At 65.8% G+C, this 1631-nt stretch carries 2 protein-coding genes and 1 pseudogene; 1 reads left to right on the top strand and 2 read right to left on the bottom strand.

The window, feature by feature from the left end; genetic code table 11:
• A pseudogene (locus BIS11_RS16950) lies at positions 1 to 780 on the bottom strand (hypothetical protein); the annotation flags it as partial.
• Between the two features lie 208 nt (positions 781 to 988).
• On the opposite strand from BIS11_RS16950, the gene BIS11_RS16945 reads away from it, so the two are divergent.
• The gene (locus BIS11_RS16945; RefSeq protein WP_253586635.1) at positions 989 to 1273 is read left to right on the top strand and encodes a hypothetical protein; all 285 of its coding nucleotides are present in this window, start codon (positions 989 to 991) and stop codon (positions 1271 to 1273) included.
• A 119-nt stretch (positions 1274 to 1392) separates the two neighbouring features.
• On the opposite strand, the gene BIS11_RS16940 is transcribed toward BIS11_RS16945, so the two are convergent.
• Positions 1393 to 1631, bottom strand: a 239-nt coding sequence (locus BIS11_RS16940; RefSeq protein ID WP_253586633.1) for a zinc-binding dehydrogenase, incomplete at its 5' end; no start/stop codon positions are given.

Below are 1631 nucleotides of genomic sequence, written 5' to 3'. Positions count from 1 at the left end.
GAGCTCGTGCCTGCTTGCGCCTGTCGAAGGGCTCTCTCCCACCAGCGGGTGGCCGGTGCGCGCGCTGTAGACGGTAAGCCTCGCGCCTTTCTCGCCCGCCTGCGTGAAGTAGGCGGCCAGCGCCTCGCCCTCCAGGGCGGCAAGGGTCAGCGTGGGCACGCTCTCGAGCCCCACCAGGTGCGCAAGGTAAGCGTAGCTCCAGCTATCGCAGCCGATCACTCCGCGCCCCAGCTTACCGCCCAGGGCATCGGTCAGAAAGGCGCGCACCCCGTGGATGCCCCGGGTACTGCGCAACAGGCAGCGCTCGAGGGCGGGCAGCGCCCAGCGTGGGCCATCGGCCTCGCCCATGAAGGCGAACTGCTCGCGCCAGCGGGTTTCACCCGCCAGCAACGCCTCGAGCGAGGGCGGCACGGCGAGCGCCACGCCGTGCTGCTCGGCCCAACGAGCAACGACCGCCTCGTGCCCGCCGTAGGGCGGGGTGATGAAGAAAACGACCGGCGAGCGCGCAAGGTGGGCGTCGAGGGCCTCGGCCAGCTCGTCGGCCGCCGGCGACCAGTCGACGGGCGGCACCAGGTGGGCCAGGCGCACCTCGGGCAGCTTTCTGAGCTTCTCCTCGTCGATGGCCTGACGCTGAGCGGCGCGCTTGCCGGTGAGCCAGCTCTTGAGCGCTGCGAGAAGACGCCGGGGCGCCGAGCGCGGGGTGTTCTCGGGAACGCTGAACGCCTCGAGCTCCACGACGCTCATCAGGGCAGGCGCGGCATTTTCCGGGGAGGATGACATGGGGCGCCTCGGTCACTTTCGATGCCAGTAAGCGTAGCACGCAACCTGCGCCTCACACCTTGCAGGCGAACTTAATGGCCCAGGGCGGGTCACTATCAAGGCATAGCCGCTTTAAAAGCTCACCAACGCAGCAATCACCCTTGGACGACCATCGAAGCATCGCCCGCACTGCTCGGGCGCCAAGGCAGTTGCTAAACGGGAGGTCGCAATGAGCGTTGTTCCGGTCAATGAAACAGAGCTGCAGGAAAAGCTTTCCAAGTGCATCGCCGGCGAGCGGGTGCTGATCGAGCATCAAGGCAGTCGATTCAGCGCGCGCATCCAGCAGGCAGGCGCGCAGGGCGTACGGGTGATTCCCGAGACCCTAATCAAGAATGCCACCGGCAAGCCCGGCGATATCGAAGGCGTCACCCTGCCCTACCAGGACGTGTGGGAGCTCGAGGTCAAGGGAGTGGTCTATAGCCGCATCGACGAGCCGCGCGAAAAAAGCGCCTGACGTTCGATGCCTGGCCGCGCCACGCCTTTAAGCGTGGCACGACTGACGGGGGCGCTTTCGCGCCCCCTTTTCGTTTTTGGTTCTGCCTCAGAACGGCAGTGTCTCAGAACGGCGGTGTTTCAGAACGACAGGCAGATCTTGCCGAAGTGCTTACCGGACTCCTGATGGCGAAACGCGTCGGCGATCTCTTCCAGGCCAAATTCGCGGTCGATGATCGGACGCAGGTTCGACGCCTCGATGGCGCGGATCATCTCGATCTGATCGCGCCGGCTGCCGACGATCAACCCTTTGAGCGTGGCCTGCTTCGCCATCAGCTTGGCGGTCGGGATATCGCCCTCGCGCCCGGTCAGAATGCCGA

This window comes from Halomonas sp. 707D4, from assembly GCF_024158685.1.
Classification (GTDB): domain Bacteria; phylum Pseudomonadota; class Gammaproteobacteria; order Pseudomonadales; family Halomonadaceae; genus Vreelandella.
This window is presented reverse-complemented; position numbering and strand designations above follow the sequence as displayed.